18 protein-coding genes are annotated in these 18,098 nt (G+C 39.6%); 15 read left to right on the top strand and 3 right to left on the bottom strand.

The annotated features are described in order from the left end of the window. Positions 1-149 precede the first annotated feature (149 nt). The 8 genes from AC25Y6_RS02780 to AC25Y6_RS02745 all read left to right on the top strand — a co-directional run bounded on the left by AC25Y6_RS02780 (position 150) and on the right by AC25Y6_RS02745 (position 7,554). On the top strand, positions 150-1,157 hold the full coding sequence (locus tag AC25Y6_RS02780; RefSeq protein WP_488141981.1) for an ABC transporter substrate-binding protein: 1,008 nt from the start codon (positions 150-152) through the stop codon (positions 1,155-1,157). A gap of 18 nt (positions 1,158-1,175) precedes the next feature. Beyond that, positions 1,176-2,225 carry an ABC transporter permease gene (locus tag AC25Y6_RS02775; protein ID WP_488141980.1) on the top strand — a complete coding sequence of 350 codons (1,050 nt, stop codon included), beginning with the start codon at positions 1,176-1,178 and terminating at the stop codon, positions 2,223-2,225. Then, positions 2,203-3,000, top strand: coding sequence for an ABC transporter ATP-binding protein (locus tag AC25Y6_RS02770; protein WP_482101938.1), 798 nt, complete (start codon positions 2,203-2,205; stop codon positions 2,998-3,000). Before AC25Y6_RS02775 ends, AC25Y6_RS02770 begins: the two co-directional genes overlap by 23 nt. Positions 3,001-3,129: 129 nt before the next feature. Beyond that, on the top strand, positions 3,130-4,251 hold the full coding sequence (locus AC25Y6_RS02765) for an NAD(P)/FAD-dependent oxidoreductase (RefSeq protein WP_488141979.1): 1,122 nt from the start codon (positions 3,130-3,132) through the stop codon (positions 4,249-4,251). An 89-nt stretch (positions 4,252-4,340) separates the two neighbouring features. Next, complete coding sequence (locus tag AC25Y6_RS02760; protein ID WP_488141978.1) at positions 4,341-5,099, top strand: exodeoxyribonuclease III; 759 nt, start codon at positions 4,341-4,343, stop codon at positions 5,097-5,099. 72 nt (positions 5,100-5,171) lie between these two features. Next, complete coding sequence (locus AC25Y6_RS02755; protein ID WP_488141977.1) at positions 5,172-5,651, top strand: SRPBCC domain-containing protein; 480 nt, start codon at positions 5,172-5,174, stop codon at positions 5,649-5,651. 265 nt (positions 5,652-5,916) lie between these two features. Further along, entirely contained in the window at positions 5,917-6,975 is a 1,059-nt protein-coding gene (locus AC25Y6_RS02750) for an LLM class flavin-dependent oxidoreductase (protein WP_488141976.1), read from the top strand. Between the two features lie 12 nt (positions 6,976-6,987). Beyond that, positions 6,988-7,554, top strand: a complete 567-nt coding sequence (locus AC25Y6_RS02745; RefSeq protein WP_488141975.1) for an NADPH-dependent FMN reductase — start codon at positions 6,988-6,990, stop codon at positions 7,552-7,554. A 123-nt stretch (positions 7,555-7,677) separates the two neighbouring features. Here AC25Y6_RS02745 and AC25Y6_RS02740 read toward each other — a convergent pair whose 3' ends face one another. Then, complete coding sequence (locus AC25Y6_RS02740) at positions 7,678-8,898, bottom strand: CynX/NimT family MFS transporter (protein WP_488141974.1); 1,221 nt, start codon at positions 8,896-8,898, stop codon at positions 7,678-7,680. Positions 8,899-9,319: 421 nt separating this feature from the next. On the opposite strand from AC25Y6_RS02740, the gene AC25Y6_RS02735 reads away from it, so the two are divergent. The 3 genes from AC25Y6_RS02735 (at position 9,320) to AC25Y6_RS02725 (ending at position 12,829) form a co-directional block, all read left to right on the top strand. Further along, positions 9,320-10,384, top strand: a complete 1,065-nt coding sequence (locus AC25Y6_RS02735) for a Fe(3+) ABC transporter substrate-binding protein (RefSeq protein WP_488141973.1) — start codon at positions 9,320-9,322, stop codon at positions 10,382-10,384. A gap of 68 nt (positions 10,385-10,452) precedes the next feature. Continuing rightward, positions 10,453-12,084 carry an ABC transporter permease gene (locus AC25Y6_RS02730; protein WP_488141972.1) on the top strand — a complete coding sequence of 544 codons (1,632 nt, stop codon included), beginning with the start codon at positions 10,453-10,455 and terminating at the stop codon, positions 12,082-12,084. A gap of 1 nt (position 12,085) precedes the next feature. After that, on the top strand, positions 12,086-12,829 hold the full coding sequence (locus tag AC25Y6_RS02725) for an ABC transporter ATP-binding protein (protein WP_482104475.1): 744 nt from the start codon (positions 12,086-12,088) through the stop codon (positions 12,827-12,829). 327 nt (positions 12,830-13,156) lie between these two features. Here the strand turns inward: AC25Y6_RS02725 and AC25Y6_RS02720 are convergent, their stop codons facing one another. Both AC25Y6_RS02720 and AC25Y6_RS02715 read right to left on the bottom strand, forming a co-directional pair. Continuing rightward, positions 13,157-14,044: a cation diffusion facilitator family transporter gene (locus tag AC25Y6_RS02720; RefSeq protein WP_488141971.1), complete on the bottom strand. Its 888-nt coding sequence runs from the start codon at positions 14,042-14,044 to the stop codon at positions 13,157-13,159. A 244-nt stretch (positions 14,045-14,288) separates the two neighbouring features. Then, complete coding sequence (locus AC25Y6_RS02715; RefSeq protein ID WP_488141970.1) at positions 14,289-15,197, bottom strand: aldo/keto reductase; 909 nt, start codon at positions 15,195-15,197, stop codon at positions 14,289-14,291. A gap of 70 nt (positions 15,198-15,267) precedes the next feature. On the opposite strand from AC25Y6_RS02715, the gene AC25Y6_RS02710 reads away from it, so the two are divergent. The 4 genes from AC25Y6_RS02710 to xerD all read left to right on the top strand — a co-directional run bounded on the left by AC25Y6_RS02710 (position 15,268) and on the right by xerD (position 18,085). Next, positions 15,268-15,813: an NUDIX hydrolase gene (locus tag AC25Y6_RS02710; RefSeq protein WP_488141969.1), complete on the top strand. Its 546-nt coding sequence runs from the start codon at positions 15,268-15,270 to the stop codon at positions 15,811-15,813. Between the two features lie 53 nt (positions 15,814-15,866). Beyond that, positions 15,867-16,382, top strand: coding sequence for a hypothetical protein (locus AC25Y6_RS02705; RefSeq protein WP_482101925.1), 516 nt, complete (start codon positions 15,867-15,869; stop codon positions 16,380-16,382). 94 nt (positions 16,383-16,476) lie between these two features. Then, positions 16,477-16,935, top strand: a complete 459-nt coding sequence (fur, locus tag AC25Y6_RS02700; protein WP_482101924.1) for a ferric iron uptake transcriptional regulator — start codon at positions 16,477-16,479, stop codon at positions 16,933-16,935. Between the two features lie 250 nt (positions 16,936-17,185). Continuing rightward, the gene (gene xerD / locus AC25Y6_RS02695; RefSeq protein ID WP_482101923.1) at positions 17,186-18,085 is read left to right on the top strand and encodes a site-specific tyrosine recombinase XerD; all 900 of its coding nucleotides are present in this window, start codon (positions 17,186-17,188) and stop codon (positions 18,083-18,085) included. Positions 18,086-18,098 lie beyond the last annotated feature (13 nt).

The raw sequence follows: 18,098 nt of genomic DNA, 5'->3' as shown, positions 1-18,098 counted from the left end.
ATAGATTTCAAGTAAAATATAAAGCGTTCTCCTGCACTGGGGAATTTAAATCCTATTGACTAACACTAGTGGACAGTGTACTATTACGAATAATTATCGCTATAAAAAAAGACTAAAAGAAAGCGATAAATGTAAAAGGGGGAGATTGAATGAAGAAGAATTGGATAGCGTATACAGTGGGACTTTTGAGTGTTATGTTCGTTCTCGCAGCATGTGGTGGAGCTGAAAAAACCTCTACAACGTCAAACGACGATAAAGCGACAGAAGCTAATGAAGAAACTGAAAAATATAAAATTGGTGTGACGCAAATTGTAGAACACCCATCATTAAACGCAGCGTTCGATGGTTTTCAAAAGGCTATCGAAGATGCAGGTCTTGAAGTAGAATATGATATTCAAAATGCACAGAACGACAACAGTGCAAATACAACAATTGCAAATAATCTAGCTAGTTCAGGCGTTGACTTGATTTTTGCAAACTCTACACCAAGTGCACAAGCAGCAGCTAGTGTTACGCAAGAAATTCCGATTATTTTCACTTCAGTTACAGATGCAGTAAGTGCTGAACTTGTTGCTTCAAATGAGAGTCCAGGTGGAAATGTCACGGGTACGATCGATAATCACCCTGAAGCTATTCCGAATACAATGAAATTCCTTAAAGAAGCTGGGGTAAAAAATGTTGGGATGGTATTTAACTCCGGCGAACAGAACTCCCGTGCGCAAGTAGATGCAGTAAAAGAATTGCTAAAAGATATGGATATGAGCGTAAAAGAAGCATCGGTTGCCACTTCAGCTGATGTTAAACAGGCTACAGAATCCTTGATAGGAAAAGTGGATGCATTCTATATCATTACAGATAATACTGTTGTTTCTGCACTTGAATCTGTAGTATCCGTAGCAAATGAACATAAACTTCCGGTAATGGTAGGTGAATTCGATTCAGTAAAACGTGGTGGCTTAGCGGCATATGGATTCGAATATTATGATATCGGTTATGAAGCAGGTCAAATGGCAGTGAAGGTATTAAAAGGTGAAAGTGAACCAGCTACTTTACCGGTTCAAATTCCACAAAACTTGAAACTTATTATGAACAAAGATACGGCTGATTCAATTGGGCTTACCATTAAAGATGAATGGAAAGCTGAATTCAGCGAATAAATTAGGAGATGATTCTGTATGTTTAGTGCTATTTTCGGCTCTGTTGAGCAAGGAATCATCTATGCAATCATGGCACTCGGAGTGTATATCACATTTCGGGTGCTTGATTTCCCCGATCTTACGGTAGATGGAAGTTTTGTAACAGGAGCAGCGGTTGCAGCAACAATGATTTTCTTTGGCTATCATCCACTATTGGCAACTGGAGTAGCTATCGTATTTGGATTTATAGCTGGTTGTATTACGGGGCTCTTACATACAAAAGGAAAAATAAACCCATTGCTAGCAGGAATTTTAATGATGATCGCACTATACTCAATTAATTTAAGGATTATGGGAATGACGTCAGAAACATCAATTGGACGTCCTAATATTCCTTTATTAAATGCTGAGACGTTGTTTAGTGGTTTTTACACATTTTGGAGTACGCTTCCAATCGATAATGCGATAAATCAGTTTTTCTCCATGCTAGGTGTTAATTACTTGCCATCTACATGGGGAACGCTGTTTTTAGTTATTATTATTACACTAATAATTAAATTCGTAGTGGATTGGTTTCTTCAAACAGAAATTGGACTTGCCATTCGGGCAACCGGCGATAATAAAAAAATGATTCGTAGTTTTTCAGCTAATACAGATACACTCGTTATCTTAGGATTAGGCTTATCAAATGGGCTTGTAGCATTCTCGGGTGCCTTAATTGCGCAGTACTCAAAGTTCTCAGATATCGGTATGGGTATCGGTATGATTGTTATCGGGTTGGCTTCAGTAATTATCGGTGAAGCAATCTTTGGTACAAAAACAATTATACGAACAACACTCGCGGTTATTGCAGGGGCTATTATTTATAGAATAGTATTAGGCCTGGCCCTGCGCGTAGAGTTTCTTGATACGGGAGATATGAAATTAATCACTGCTGTTATCGTAATAGCCGCACTCATTTTACCGCAGTTTCTTGAAAAAAGGCGGGAGAATAATAGAAAAGCAAAACGTTATGCAGAACGATTATCAGGTAATGATCAAGCGCAGAAAAAGGAGGGAAAAGCAATTGTTGAAACTCCAACAGATTAATAAAGTATTCAATGAAGCAACTCCCGATGAAAAAATTGCACTTGATCAAATCAATTTGCATTTAAAAAAAGGCGATTTTGTTACTGTTATCGGCAGTAATGGTGCAGGGAAATCAACCATGATGAATATGATTTCAGGAGCACTAACACCTGATTTTGGCACGATTGAAATTGAAGGTAAAAACGTGGTGAAACTGCCTGAATATAAACGATCTGCTATGATTGGTAGGGTATTCCAGGATCCTATGTCTGGTACCGCTCCTTCCATGACAATCGAGGAAAACCTTGCAATGGCTTTTTCCAGAGACAAAAAACGCGGTTTACGGAAAGGTGTTCATAAGAAACGTCGTGAGTTGTTCAGGGAATCACTCGAAACGCTTCATTTAAATCTCGAAGACAGGCTAAATGCAAAAGTAGGCATGCTTTCTGGAGGAGAGCGTCAAGCGCTTTCTCTGTTAATGGCTACTTTTACACAACCGGCCATATTGCTTCTTGATGAGCATACGGCAGCACTGGATCCGTCAAGAGCAGCATTAATTACAAATATAACAAAAGAACTTGTTGAAAAGGATCAATTGACCACGCTTATGGTTACGCATAATATGCAGCAAGCGATGGATCTTGGTAACAGATTGATAATGATGGATAAGGGACAAATCATCTTGGAAGTCGAAGCTGAAGAAAAGAAGCAGTTGACGATTGAAAAGCTAATGGCTGAATTCCAACGAATTCGGGGAGAAAAATTGAATAGTGATGCGGCGCTACTATCCGTGTGATGAAAGAAGGCATAACTTGTTGGCTATCCAACAAGTTATGTCTTTTTAGTTTCGACAATGTAACTTGGATACATTGATTATCTAAACTGGTATGATTAAAACAGATTATAGAGAAAAAAGGTGTATATATTGAAATCATTTATCATTATCGGTGGTGGAATCTTAGGCGCTTCGACAGCTTATCACTTGGCGAAAGCGGGCGCAAATGTGACGGTTGTGGATCGGCAGGATGCAGGGCAGGCCACGGACGCCGCCGCAGGAATTATTTGTCCATGGCTTTCTCAGAGAAGAAATAAAGCTTGGTATGCACTTGCAAAAGGTGGCGCAGCTTATTATGTGTCACTAATTCAGCAATTAGAAGAGGACGGGGAAACTGAAACAGGATACCAAAGGGTTGGGGCAGTCAGCTTGCATACAGATCCGCTTAAACTTCAAAAGATGGAAGAACGAGCGAAGAAAAGACTGGATGATGCACCAGAAATGGGTGAAATTCGTCAAATGACAAAAAGTGAAACAAATGCGATATTCCCGCCTCTTTCAGAGGAATATGGATCGGTCTATGTAAGCGGGGCGGCACGTGTAAATGGGCGAGCTTTGCGATCTGCTTTGGTCAATTCTTCAAAAAAACATGGTGCGGTTTTTGTGAATGGCTCAGCAAAACTGACATTTACCAACAAATTAGTAACGGGTGTTCAGGTTAATGGGACTCAATTTACTGCCGATACTGTGATTGTTACTGCAGGTGCTTGGGCAGCTGAATTGATGGAGCCAATGGGCATACATTTACAAGTGACTTCTCAAAAAGCCCAAATCGTTCATTTACAGCTTGAAGATACACAAACGAATGAGTGGCCAGTTGTAATACCGCCTACGGATCAATATATATTAGCATTTGATGATGGGAAAGTGGTTATCGGGGCAACGCACGAAGATGAAATGCAATTCGATATGCGTGTGACTGCAGGCGGTTTAAATGAGGTTTTAGGAAAAGCGCTACAAGTCGCACCAGGATTATCGGATAGTACCTTTACGGAAGCACGAATCGGATACCGGCCTTTCACACCTGGTTTCCTTCCAATTATTGGTGAAGTGCCTGGGGTACAAGGGCTATTGCTAGCGAATGGATTAGGTGCTTCCGGATTAACAGTAGGACCGTTCTTAGGGCAGCAACTTGCCTATTTGGCAATGGGAAAACAGCTCGATATTGATTTAGACTTATATCAAGTAGCTTTGGCAATGGATATCGAGTGACTGTATTCTACATGTGACTATTCACATAAAACGGTAATTTAATTACTGTAAAACGATTTAGAAGTATGTATGTTAAGGAGATTATTAGAATGAGATTAGTATCATGGAATGTCAATGGATTAAGGGCATGCGTAGGTAAAGGTTTCTTGGAATACTTTGAATTGGTAGACGCTGATATTTTCTGCGTACAAGAAATCAAATTACAAGAAGGCCAAATCGACATGCAGTTGGATGGTTATTTTCAATACTGGAATTATGCGCTGAAAAAAGGGTATTCTGGAACAGCGGTGTTCACGAAAGAAAAACCGATAACAGTGAAATATGGCGTAGGGGAAATGGATTCCGAAGAAGAGGGACGTATTCTCACGTTGGAGTTCCCTGGATTTTACTTGGTGAACGTCTACACGCCAAACTCCAAACGTGATTTAACTCGACTGCCTTTCCGTTTGGAGTGGGAAGATAAAATGCGGGCATACTTGATAGAGTTAAATAGTATAAAACCAGTGATTTTATGCGGCGATTTGAACGTTGCACATGAGGAGATTGATGTACGAAACGTGAAATCGAACATAGGTAATTCAGGATTCACTACTGAAGAACGCGGCAAAATGACGGCATTGTTAGCAGCAGGCTTTATTGATACATATCGGTATTTCAATCGAGATTTAGAAGGGGCTTATACGTGGTGGTCCTATATGAGTAAAGTCAGGGAACGCAATATCGGATGGCGAATCGATTATTTCATTGTGTCAAAACAGCTTGAAAGTTTACTGATAGATGCAACCATCGATTCGCATATTCTCGGTAGTGACCATTGCCCAATCGGATTAGAAATTGATTTTAAATAATATGTAAGGCGGAAAACCATGTGGAAACAAGTTGTCAAAACATCAAATCGATCTAGATGAAGGAGTAGAATTATGATAATAGCCGACATTAAGAAGATTGAAAATGGATACATCGCCCACTATGAACGTCTTCTTGAACATTCCGTGGATAAAGTATGGTTAATGTTGATGGATAACAGGGAACTAGAAAAGTGGTTTCAGGAGTTGCGTGTTGGAAATCCTGGGAAAGGAGGATTCATGAAGTTCGACATGCAGGACGGGAAGTTTGAGGAACTTGAAATTTTTGAGCATGCTTTACATTCTGTACTTGAATTTGATTGGTTCGGCGATGTTGTCCGCTTTGAACTACATCCGCAGCAAAAGGGGTGTTTAATGATATTTACAGAAAAGTTCAAAATGATAACCCCACAAACAACAAAAGACCTTGCAGGATGGCATGTTTGTCTGGACGTCATAAAGTCATTGCTTGATGGTGAGCCAATAGACTCCAGAGAAGAAGATTGGGCAAAGGCACATAGCAAATATGAAATAGCTATCAAGGAATTGGTCTAATTGATAAAATATAACGGACTCGTAACGGGTTCTAGCAAGTGAACTGAAATGAAGACATGACAAAAAGAGGGCGATATTCCGTTCGGATTTGAACGGAATATCGCCTTTTTTTTTTTTTTTTGATTTACCGTATCGTTGTGTTTCCATCTTAACACACTCATTAGTTTCCTTTTTGATACTATGGCACCTTTTAGTGTGTACTTACACGATGTGCGTTATAAGATTATACTAACGTTAATAATGAAATTAGAGAGGGGTCAGGAAAATGAAGAAATATCGTATTGATCAAAGTAAAGGAATGGAATTTGGAATTTATACACTAGGAGATCATATACCGAATCCACATACTGGAGAACGTATTTCTGCACAACAACGTATTCATGAAATCATTGATTTAGCGAAGCTAGCTGAGCAAGCGGGTATTGATTTTTTTAGTGTGGGGGAGAGTCATCAGGAGTATTTTGCAACACAGGCACATTCAGTTGTATTAGCAGCAATTGCTCAAGCAACTAGTAAAATTAAAATTGCAAGTTCTTCTACAATTATCAGTACATCGGACCCTGTTCGAGTGTACGAAGATTTCGCTACGATTGATTTGATCTCAAATGGGCGCACGGAGATTATTGCTGGCCGTGCTTCACGGGTAGGGCTATTTGATTTACTAGGCTATGATCTTCGTGATTATGAAGAGTTGTACGAAGAGAAACTTGAACTGTTATTGAAGATAAATGAAGAGGAAGTTGTTAATTGGAGTGGGCAATTCCGTGCACCATTAAAGAATGCTTTAGTAATTCCACGTCCGCAAAATGGCTCCATGCCGATTTGGCGCGCTGTTGGTGGACCGCCTGCTAGCGCAATCAAGGCTGGACACGTGGGGGTTCCGATGTTTCTAGCGACTTTAGGTGGACCTGCTACAAGTTTTAAACGCTCTATCGATGCTTACCGTGAGGCTGCTGAGCGAAGCGGTTTTGAAGCATCTGAGCTTCCGATTTCAACAGCTGGATTTTTTTATGCTGCCGAAACAACTCAACAGGCACAGAGAGATTCGTATCCTCATGTTAATCAAGGGATGCAGTTAATCAACGGACGAGGTTATCCAAAACAACACTTTGCTCAGGGTGCAGATACGCGTGATGTCATGAATATCGGTAGTCCACAACAAATCATTGAAAAAATTCTCTATCAGCATGAGGTATTTGGTCATCAACGATATATCGCACAAATAGATTTTGGTGGAGTGCCATATGAAAAATTAATGAAAAACATTGAGCTGATTGGAACAGAAATTTTACCGGCAATTAAAAAGTATACAGCTAAAAAATAGGAGGATCCTACCATGAAAATCGTTGGAATATCGGGTTCAATAGTGGGCTCAAAAACAAGAACAGCCATGAACTACACAGTAGAATCAATTGCTGAAAAATATCCAAATGCAACAGTGACATTAATAGACTTAGCTGATTATAACGTTCAATTTAGTGATGGGCGCAATTATTTGGACTATGAAGGAGATACAGGATTTGTATCAAAAACAATAATGGAAGCTGATGCAATTATCATTGGGACACCCATTTTTCAGGCATCTATTCCAGCGACATTAAAGAACATTTTTGACTTACTACCGGTCAATGCGTTTCGGGATAAAGTAGTGAGCATGCTTGTAACTGCCGGTTCACCAAAGCATTACTTGATTGCGGAGCAGCAGTTAAAACCGATTTTAGCCTATATGAAGGCACAGATTGTTCAAACCTACGTATTTATTGAGGAGCAGGACTTTCTTCGCAAAGAAATTGTAAATGATGATGTGCACTTCCGGATTGACCGTTTAGTAGAGGATACCGTTGTGTTAACGGAAACCTATACAAAGATTAGAGAAGCAAAAGAAGCAAATTACGACTTTTAAGTCTGATGGCTCCAATTTATATTTAAGTCTGCGGAGGATCGATATTTTAGTGCGAATGACAATCCCATATAAATCTCTGAATAGAAAAAAGCCGAAACTATTGTAGTTTCGGCTTTACCTTCGTTATTCAGGAGTAACGAAACCATTTTTACCTGCTTTCATGCCTGATATAAGAATACCTATACTTGAAATGATAATTAGCAGCATTGGTATTGTCCAACTGGATGTGAAGTCGTGTAAAATACCAAACAAAACAGGACCGGCTGCAGCAAGTGCGTAGCCGAAAGACTGTGCCATGCCTGACAGATTTGCTGCTTCATGTGGTGTTCGAGTGCGTAAGCTGAAGAACATCATCAACAGTCCAAAAGCTACACCGCCTGCAATACCTATTAAAATCATAAATAACGGAACAAGCGCGGTTTCACCAACCATAATACCTATATAACCCGATAGATATAAAACCGTAGCACTTGCGACAATCCAGCGCTGATCTTTTACTTTCCCGGCTAGAATTGGAATGATGAATGTCATGGGTAATTGTGAAAATTGCATGAGGGAAACCATCCATCCAGCACTGCCGGCATCCAATCCTTGAGATTTTAATACTTCTGGTAACCATGCCGAAGTTGTATAAAATAACAAAGATTGGAAACCCATGAAAAAGGTTACGCTCCAAGCCATAGGGGAGCGCAATAGAGAAGCGGATTTTGTTTTAAGTGATGCGAGTGTATCCACTTTTGATGTTTTCTTATTTTTAAGTTGAGGGAACCAAAATAACACAGCAATGAAAGATAAAACACCCCATACACCAAGCGCACCTTCCCATCCGAAATTCATTCCACTCGCAAGCGGAACACTGACACCGACTGCAATTGACGCCGATATATTCATAGCTACAGAATAAATGCCAGTTATAAGGCCAATATGGAGCGGGAAATTGAGTTTTATCAAACTGGGCAATAAAACATTGCCGAACGCAATGGCAAGTCCAAGTAGGAAAGTGCCGATAAGTAAATTTGACGTTGAACCCTGAGAACGAATGACAATGCCTGCAGTCAATAATAGAAGAGAAAAGAATAATGTCAATTCCAACCCGAAGCGTCGTGCAATCTTCGGAGCGAAGGGTGAAATTAGTGCAAATGCAAGCAGTGGAATGGTTGTTAAAAACCCTGCTAGTGTATTGGAAATCGTCAAGCTGTCTTTTATAGAGGAAATTAATGGACCAACAGTCGTTAATGGTGAACGGAGCGTGGATGCCATGAAAATAATACCAATAAGGAGGATCCACGTTTTCTTAGTGAAATTCAATTTCTTACTTGTATAGTTGGAATGTGGATTCGTCAAAATTCTTCCTCCCAAATCTAGTTGCTTTCTCAACAATATCACATTGGTGGTACGCGGTATGTACATTGAGTATCATGAATCTTTAACAGCTGTTGAAATGAACTCTATGCACATATGCCTAATGGTATTGTTGCGGGTAGTTTAACAGCAATTGCTTTAAATAAATTATTCCTTCGAAAAAGAAGAAATCAATACAGTTATCTGAGCAAAAAGCTTAATATGTTTTCATGACGCCTGCTTGTTCTATTAACATAGAGAGGCTGCGGTTTTTTAGTAGGGACATTTGCAAATCATAGAAGGCTGGCCTTATAATTGACTGAATATAAAATATAGATTGACTTCCAATGTATCTCATTATATATTATTAGTGAGATTGAGAATCATTTTCAATTATAAAATAAATGTCTGGAGTTGGAATGTCATGAAAAGAAGTTTATTCTTAGTCGTTATTGCCGTGATGCTCGTACTTGCCGCTTGTGGAAGTACAACTAAAAAGGATAGTGGTGCTGATACAAATGCAAAGAAATCCGAGAAGTCGGAAGTGAATTTGTATACAAGCCGTCATTATGACGTTGATAATGAATTATATAAAAAGTTTGAACAAGAAACCGGTATTAAAGTTAATATCATAAAAGACGAAGCGGATGTACTAATCGAGCGCATCAAGCGTGAAGGATCTGCAACGAAAGCCGATGTATTACTAACAGCTGACGTCGGTAGACTGTATCGTGCGAAAGAAGAAGGACTACTTCAAACCGTGTCAAGTGACATCTTATCAAAACAAATACCTGAGAACTTGCGTGATGTTGACGATATGTGGGTGGGTTTGACGAAACGTGCGAGAATTCTTGTGTATAATAAAGATAAAATCAAACCTAAAGAGCTTTCCACGTACGAAGCGCTTACTGAAGACAAGTGGAAAGGGCGTGTTCTCGTCCGATCTTCTGAAAGTGTTTATAACCAGTCACTTCTCGCTTCATTCATAGAGATAAATGGTGAAGAGGAAGCAAAAGAATGGGCACAAGGTCTCGTCAATAACTTTGCCCAAAATCCTGAAGGCGGAGATCGAGATCAGGCGAAAGCAATCGCTGCGGGTATCGGTGACGTCGCAATTATGAACTCATACTATTTCGGTCAAATGCTTCATTCAGAAGAACCGGAAGAAGTGAAAGTAGCAGAAAACCTTGGTGTTTTCTTTCCAAATCAAGAAACGACGGGAACACATGTAAATATTAGTGGAGCTGGAGTTATCAAAGGTTCGAAAAATGCGGAGAACGCACTTAAATTACTTGAATTTCTTACTGGGGAAGAAGCGCAAGGCGAGTTTGCCTCAGCGAATTATGAATTCCCTGTGAATGCTAATGTAGAGCCTTCAGAACTCCTTAAATCTTGGGGAGAATTTAAAGAACAAGATATACCATTATCGACTCTAGGAGAGAATAACGCGAAAGCGATTATGATTTTTAACGAAGTCGGCTGGAAATAAAAGTCGAGCCCCCTTCCGTATTTCCGGCAAGGGGGTTATTGCTGAAAAGGTAAAGGATGGGTTTTGACATGAACAAGCATTTAGCTAATGTAAACGGATGGACGATTGGTGCAATACTCATTATCATCATGCTGTTTTTACCTAATATATCGATTGTAGTAGGCATTTTTTCACCAGCAAGTGAAAATTGGGCACATATAAAGGAATTCATGCTTCTTAACTATATAAAGTCATCGCTCACACTCGTTTTCTTTACGGCGCTGTTCACGATTGCAATCGGGCTCAGTCTCGCTTGGCTCATTGCCCAATATAATTTTCCGCTCAGGAACTTTATGAAATGGGCGCTTATTCTTCCATTATCGATTCCGCCTTTCATTGGTGCCTATACGTATCACGGCATCATTAATTACACGGGCGTCATTCAAAAGACACTACGTAACCATTTCGATATCACACCGAATCCTGCCTATTTTGACATTATGCATGTCCCAGGTGCGATTTTCATTTATACACTGTTTCTTTATCCGTATGTATATATGATTACGAGAATTTTTCTTTCTCATCAATCTGCTTCTCTAATTGAAAGTGCGCGGACTTTAGGAAAAGGTCCTTTGGAAATCTTCTTTAAAGTTGTGATCCCAATTTCCCGTGTATCCATAATTGGTGGTGTGAGTCTAGTAGTTTTGGAAGTTTTAAACGATTACGGGGTAGTGAAATATTTTGGAATTCAGACCTTTAGTACGGCTATTTTTCAAACGTGGTTCGGGCTTGGTGATTTGGAGTCATCCATCAAACTAGCTGCCTCTCTTATGGGAATTGTTATTGTTATTCTGATTATTGAACGTTTACTACGAGGGGGCAAACAATTTAGCTACTCCACGACAAAAGTAAGACCACTTCCACTTGTTAAACTAAAGGGGAAGAAAGCGGTATTTGCGACGTTGTACACAGTTATTATTTTTAGTGTGGCATTTTTTATACCAATCCTTCAGTTGATTGATTGGGTTATACTGACGTTTGGTAAAGTACCAATGCAGGATGTATTACTCTATACGAAAAACTCTGTTATTGTTGCAGGAATGGGTGCATTCTTAATAATTATATTTTCATTAGTAGTAGGTAACTTTAGTCGAATTGTCAATCACAAGTTTGCCAAAGTACTGCCGAAATTAACGGTCCTCGGTTATTCGATACCCGGTGTGGTTGTAGCTGTGGCTGTTATTACAACATTCATTGCGCTTGACCGATTTCTCGCTCCTATCTATCGATTCTTTGGTACAGATTCAGAACTTGTATTGAGCGTCAGTTTGTTTATGCTAATTAGTGCGTATGTCATCCGTTTTTTTGCAATCGGCTATAATTCAATTGAATCGGGTTTTGATAAAATTGGAACAGATTTCCGTGATGCGTCTCGTATGCTAGGAGCAAACAGCCTTCGAACATTTTTCAAGATAGATGTACCTATGATGAAGGGCGCTATTATTAGTGGATTTATTCTTGTGTTTGTAGATATACTAAAAGAAATTCCGTTAACGTTAATCTTACGGCCATTTAATTACGATACATTAGCGACAAAGGCGTTCCAATATGCAAGTGATGAAAAGATTATGGAAGCATCACAAGCATCATTATTAATTGTAGGTGTTAGCACGATTGCGATCTTTGTTTTCCATAAGTTACTAAGAGAGGAGCCAGAATAATATGTTTATAGATATTAAAAGTTTGCAGTTCTCTTATCCCAAATCCCCCTTGAAAACGATCGATAATTTCTCCTTCACGGTGGAAAAAGGAGAGATTATTTCAATACTTGGCCGCAGTGGAAGTGGAAAAAGTACACTTCTTCGTTTAATTGCAGGGCTAGAAATGCCGGCAGGAGGCTCATTTATTCTGAATGGTAAGAAGATGTTTTGCGACCAGACGTTCCAGCAACCGGAAAAACGTGGAATCGGTATGGTTTTTCAGGACTATGCACTTTTCCCGCATATGAGTGTTGAGGAAAATATTCTATTTGGGCTCCCGAAAATGACTAGGAAAGACAAAAAAAAGCGTGCACAAGAAGTGCTTGAACTCGTTGAACTAACAGGATTTGAAAAACGGTATCCTCACCAGTTGAGTGGGGGCCAGCAGCAGCGGGTTGCACTTGCACGGGCACTAGCTCCGGAACCTGAACTGATTCTTCTTGATGAGCCATTCAGTAACCTGGATACAGATTTGCAAGTGAAAATTCGTGAAGATCTTCGAAGGATTCTCAAGGCAGCAAAAATAACTGCAATTTTTGTCACGCATAATCAAAATGATGCCCACGCACTTGCGGACCGCATCGTTAAAGTTAAAGATGGAAAAATAGAAAAGGTTGGACGTCCTTGCGACTTATTGGGGGTATCTCCGACTGAGATTCCAGGAATGATCGAGATTACTTATGAAGAACTAATTGGTGCTCGATAATAAATACGTAACCACGACAAAAAGCTTCATTCCAATTTCCGGGGATGAAGCTTTTTGTTTCTAAGGATATAAAAGAGAAGAATAGTATCATGGGTGATATAAAGAACTAATAAAATCGACTGTGCATAGTCCAATAGCATATGCGAATCCTTAAATTTAAACATATTTAACAATTATCACCAAGTGTTAAAATAGTATGCTATCAGCAATAATGAAGCATTTCTATCTGGTTTATTGCCTCACTATTGTCTCCTTGACAGCCCGGAATAATAGTACAATATACGAGTATTATTAGGTACTTCCACATAATTAACACTCCTCAATAAACTAATCCTGCTCCGGATTCGAATTAGGTTCCACATGAACGTGTACGTCGTATACATCATGTTTATTTACTAATACTTTTTCAACTGATGTCGAAATACTGTGCGCTTCATTAATATTTAGGGATGATTCTACAAGAATGACCACATCGACAACTGCGTTGTTACCATACTTTCTAGCTTTTACTTCTTTTACTTTCTGAACGCCGGGTACCGCTTGAATTGTATTCTTATAGACAATCATTTCAATTTCATCAAATCCATCACTTAAATCATGAGAGGCTTGACTAAAAATATCCCATGCAGTTTTACAAATTAGATATCCTACAACTAAGGCAGTAAGCGGATCAAGCCATGGCATGCCTAATTGGGAGCCAAATATCCCAATTGCTGCACCAATACTTACCCAAGCATCTGATATATTATCCTTTGCAGCGGCCATGATAGCTTGGCTATTTATTCTTTCTGAAAGCTTTTTATTGTAACGGTATACTACATACATTACTCCGAAAGAAAAAATACCGACATATCCAGCGAGTATATCTGGAGATTCATTACCCCCTTGAAAAAAAGTGATGGCTGCACTGATTAATACCTGTATACCTACTGCCATCATGATGAAAGAGGCAAGCAAAGAAGCGATTGTTTCGCTTTTCCAGTGTCCATATTTATGGTTTTTGTCTGGTGGTCTTTGAGAGAGTTTTAACCCAACAAGTACGGCAATGGAAGCAATGATGTCGGAGGTGTTATTTAAACCATCTGCTTTTAAAGCTTCTGAATCAGTAATATTTCCTATAGTTATCTTCAATACAGAAAGAAATATATATGCAATTATACTTATTATTGCACCACGTTCGCCTAATTTAAGATCTTTGTATTTTTGTTCATCCAAAAAAGTCTCCTCCTTGCATAACTTAAACTAGGTGCTTTCTCACTGTAAATAGCATATAATTACCAAGTTGTCTTAAGGAAACAAAATCCCTTGACTGATTCCAGTCAAGGGATTTTGTTTTAAAAATATAGTGTTTGGTGAACTCATTTTTATCATTTATATCACTCGTTACATTCTGACGTCTAGACAACATAACACACCCAAGATCTTGTAGCAAGGTGAACTGCTTTTAAATGCCAACAATCTACAACTTAATGCGATGTTCTTTATATACATGTTTTTTTGCGATGTTTCTTAGTTGAGCCATTTCAAATTCACTAACCTTTTTCTCGTAAGCAATTATGGAATCGAGCAATTGTTCAGTTGTACGAGCACCAATAAGTGCAGAACCAACCGTTTTATCTTCAAGTACGAATGCAATTGCAGCTGCATGTAAATCTTCTGATTTGCTATCGAGCGATACGAGTACCTGTTTTAACGCATTTGTATCATATTCGACAAATCCGTCCGTTTTACTGGCTCTTGATAATCCTTCCGAAGTTAAATAACCTTTGGCTATCGTTCCTCGAGTAATGACAGATGCACCAGCGCTGTGTATCATTGGAAACCATTCTTCAGGTCTGCGGTCAAGTAAATTATATTGCATCATGACTGTGACTGCGGAACCACTCTCCAAAAATCGTTTAATGACGTTTGGACGAATGGAAGAAATGCCATATTGACGAATCAGACCTTCTTTTTTCAAGCTCTGGAATGCATCAATCGTTTCCTCAACATTGTCCTCCATCGTTCCCCCGTGAAGCTGGTAGACATCGATATAGTCTGTTCCTAGACGCAACAAGCTCTTTTTTACGGCAGCCATAATATGTTCTTTAGAAGAGTCCCATGTCCATCCATTACCATCCGCGTTCATTTTGTTTCCCGCTTTTGTAGCCAGGATAATTTCTTGACGCTTACCTTTCAAAGCTTTTCCAATAAGTTCTTCATTTTTACCGGCATCATATAAATCCGCAGTATCAAAATAATTTATGCCCGCATGTAGGGCAGCATCAACAATCCTTTTTGATTCATCAAAATCATTAGGAAGCGACATGCAGCCGAATCCAATTTCAGAGACGAAAAGCCCGCTATTACCCAACTCTCTTTTCTTCATAAGAACACCCCCTGTTTTTCCCATGGTACAATGACTCCATTAGAAATACCATTTGAAGGGATTGATTGTATTGAAAAATTACGAAGAAAAAACAATTTCAGGTGAAACGTTGTATGAAGGAAAAGTGATCACTTTGCGCGTTGAAAAGGTAGAGCTGCCGGACGGGAATAGCGCTATGCGTGAGCTCATCAAACACCCGGGTGCGGTCGCAATCCTAGCGATTACTGAAGAGAAGAAAATCGTTCTCGTTGAACAATACCGAAAAGCATTGGATCGTATATTAATTGAGATACCTGCCGGCAAAATCGATCCTGGAGAAAAACCTGAGATCACAGCGGTCCGTGAACTTGAAGAAGAAACAGGGTATGGCGCTAAAGATTTTACATATATTCAATCATTTGCGACTTCACCCGGTTTTGCGAATGAAATCATTCACATCTACTTGGCAAGGAACTTATATAAAATCGACAATCCTGCTTCTGGCGATGAAGATGAATTCATTGGACTGCTGGAAGTGACCCTAAAGGAAGCGGAAGAAATGGTTACAGCCGGGGATATTTTTGATGCCAAAACGGCCTTTGCTATTCTTTACGCTAAAAACCTTTTAACAAAGTGAACTAATTTTGGACGGACAAGCATATGTTGTACAAACTATGCGGAGGTGCAGCTATGGTCCGTTCTTTATCGTTCATCCATTTATTCGTTATTCTCGCGATCGGTTATATTGGAGGGGCGCTTTTATTTCGTGAGATGTCTATGACCGCAGTGGAAAGAGTGGTTACCTTCTATGACGCTCGCGTTGTTCTAGGTCATGATGCAGGCTATATTAGACCTGTAGGAACGGCAGCATTATTCTTTGTCGTTGCATTCGGGTTGTCGTCGTTTAGAAAAACACGGTTCACAGTCTTATTTCTCGGTGCTGTAAAATGTGTTCTGTTTGGGTTATCATCCGCGTATTTGCTTGCTTCAGGAATGAAAATAATGGAGTATTCGATTTGGTGGTTCCCTTTTCAGTTTCTTATTTGTTTCATGTTTCTAGTGTATTGTGCTGTCCTCAGCCCGCCATACTTTATGCGTTCAACAATTGGGAAAAGACCCAATACGCGTGCGTTACCGACAATTATTGGTGTTTCAACTGCTGTAATAGCCATCGAAATTATCGTTTTTCAATTCATTTTAAGATAGAAAATCAGTTTCGCCATTTTACTCCTCGCTCCCTTTCTGTTGTCATAAGGAAAGACCGTTTGTTATAATGGAGTCAGTTTGAGGGGGGCGTCGTATGGAGAGCCGAATCGATCGGATAAAACAACAATTGCACGGGGCCAGCTACAAGCTGACGCCTCAGCGTGAAGCGACGGTTTTGGTCCTCCTTGAGCATGAGGAAGATCATCTGAGTGCTGAAGATGTATTTTTGCTAGTTAAAGAGAAAGCACCGGAAATCGGGCTTGCTACTGTGTACCGAACGCTAGAATTGCTAACAGATCTAAAGGTAGTCGATAAAATCAATTTTGGTGACGGTGTATCGCGATATGATCTGCGGCAGGAAGGCGCTGCGCATTTTCATCACCATCTTATATGTATCGAATGTGGAGCAGTGGATGAAATTCAGGAGGATCTTCTCGGAGATGTTGAAAAAATTGTTGAGAACCGTTTTGAATTCGCAATTAAAGACCACTGGTTAACGTTTCATGGCATTTGTAAAAGATGTAAATCAAACACTGATGAAAGTGGAGACTGAAACAGAGGATAGCATAAAGCTGTCCTTTTTTCATTGAAATTGAAGTTGTGAAAAATGGTTCATGTATTACTTAAAGGTTGAAGAGAATGAGGGTTTTGTGTCTAGGTTACGGTCGCCAACTTTATGTCTCGCTATTAAGAGCTGAGTGGCGCACATCATTATGTACTGTATTCCTGAAACTGGTAAAAGGGGGAAGGGGTTTGCTTAAATTGAAAGCAGAAGGAATTTTTATTTATGTTTCCCGCCGTTTATGAAAGATAGCGGTTTTGCACTGGAGGATTATATGCACTTTCTGAAAGTGGAGCGCCAATTATCCGTAAATACAATTGTTTCATATAAAAGGGACCTTGATGAATATATGGGGAATATGGAACTAGCAGGTTATAAATCAATCGATGACGTTGACCGTCCAGCAATACTAAGTCATCTGCGAAAGATGAAAGAAGGCGGGAAATCACCACGAACCATATCCAGGCATATTTCATCCATTCGTTCGTTTCACCAATTTTTACTTCGGGAAAAAGTAACAACGCAAGACCCAACCGTCCATTTGGAATTACCGAAACTTGAACAAAAGTTACCGCGTATTTTGTCGATGGAAGAAGTAGACAAGTTGATTGAGTCACCAGATCGTTCTAAGCCTCAGGGTGTAAGAGATACGGCCTTACTTGAAATTTTATATGGGACGGGAATGCGGGTAAGTGAACTGATTGGACTTAATATGGATGATATTCACTTATCTATGGGATTCGTCCGTGTATTTGGTAAAGGTGGTAAGGAAAGAATTATCCCGCTTGGAGGCAAGTCTATCGAGGCATGTAAGCGCTATATAGAAGAAGCTCGACCGATTTTTATCGAGAAACAAAGAGGAACTGAAGCATTATTCGTTAATATGAGGGGAACTAGACTAACTAGACAGGGTTGTTGGAAACTGTTGAATGGACATGCCTTAAAAGCGGGTATACAGAAAGAGTTGACACCACATATACTGCGGCATACTTTTGCTACACACCTTATCGAAAATGGCGCAGATTTAAGGGCAGTTCAAGAAATGCTCGGTCACGCCGATATCTCAACTACACAAATATATACGCATGTCAGCCGATCCAGGTTGAAAGACGTCTATGTGAAGTTTCATCCTAGAGCTTAAAAGTCTAAAGAAA

This window comes from Sporosarcina sp. Y1004 (assembly GCF_057669665.1).
This window is presented reverse-complemented; position numbering and strand designations above follow the sequence as displayed.

Excerpts from the sequence above, each read along its gene's own strand:
- AC25Y6_RS02760 (WP_488141978.1), top strand. The coding sequence starts at position 4,341 with ATGAGATTAGTATCATGGAATGTCAATGGATTAAGGGCATGCGTAGGT.
- AC25Y6_RS02725 (WP_482104475.1), top strand. The coding sequence starts at position 12,086 with ATGTTTATAGATATTAAAAGTTTGCAGTTCTCTTATCCCAAATCCCCC.
- AC25Y6_RS02755 (WP_488141977.1), top strand. The coding sequence starts at position 5,172 with ATGATAATAGCCGACATTAAGAAGATTGAAAATGGATACATCGCCCAC.
- AC25Y6_RS02730 (WP_488141972.1), top strand. The coding sequence starts at position 10,453 with ATGAACAAGCATTTAGCTAATGTAAACGGATGGACGATTGGTGCAATA.
- AC25Y6_RS02775 (WP_488141980.1), top strand. The coding sequence starts at position 1,176 with ATGTTTAGTGCTATTTTCGGCTCTGTTGAGCAAGGAATCATCTATGCA.
- AC25Y6_RS02780 (WP_488141981.1), top strand. The coding sequence starts at position 150 with ATGAAGAAGAATTGGATAGCGTATACAGTGGGACTTTTGAGTGTTATG.
- fur (WP_482101924.1), top strand. The coding sequence starts at position 16,477 with ATGGAGAGCCGAATCGATCGGATAAAACAACAATTGCACGGGGCCAGC.
- xerD (WP_482101923.1), top strand. The coding sequence starts at position 17,186 with ATGAAAGATAGCGGTTTTGCACTGGAGGATTATATGCACTTTCTGAAA.
- AC25Y6_RS02750 (WP_488141976.1), top strand. The coding sequence starts at position 5,917 with ATGAAGAAATATCGTATTGATCAAAGTAAAGGAATGGAATTTGGAATT.
- AC25Y6_RS02715 (WP_488141970.1), bottom strand. The coding sequence starts at position 15,197 with ATGAAGAAAAGAGAGTTGGGTAATAGCGGGCTTTTCGTCTCTGAAATT.
- AC25Y6_RS02745 (WP_488141975.1), top strand. The coding sequence starts at position 6,988 with ATGAAAATCGTTGGAATATCGGGTTCAATAGTGGGCTCAAAAACAAGA.
- AC25Y6_RS02735 (WP_488141973.1), top strand. The coding sequence starts at position 9,320 with ATGAAAAGAAGTTTATTCTTAGTCGTTATTGCCGTGATGCTCGTACTT.
- AC25Y6_RS02705 (WP_482101925.1), top strand. The coding sequence starts at position 15,867 with ATGGTCCGTTCTTTATCGTTCATCCATTTATTCGTTATTCTCGCGATC.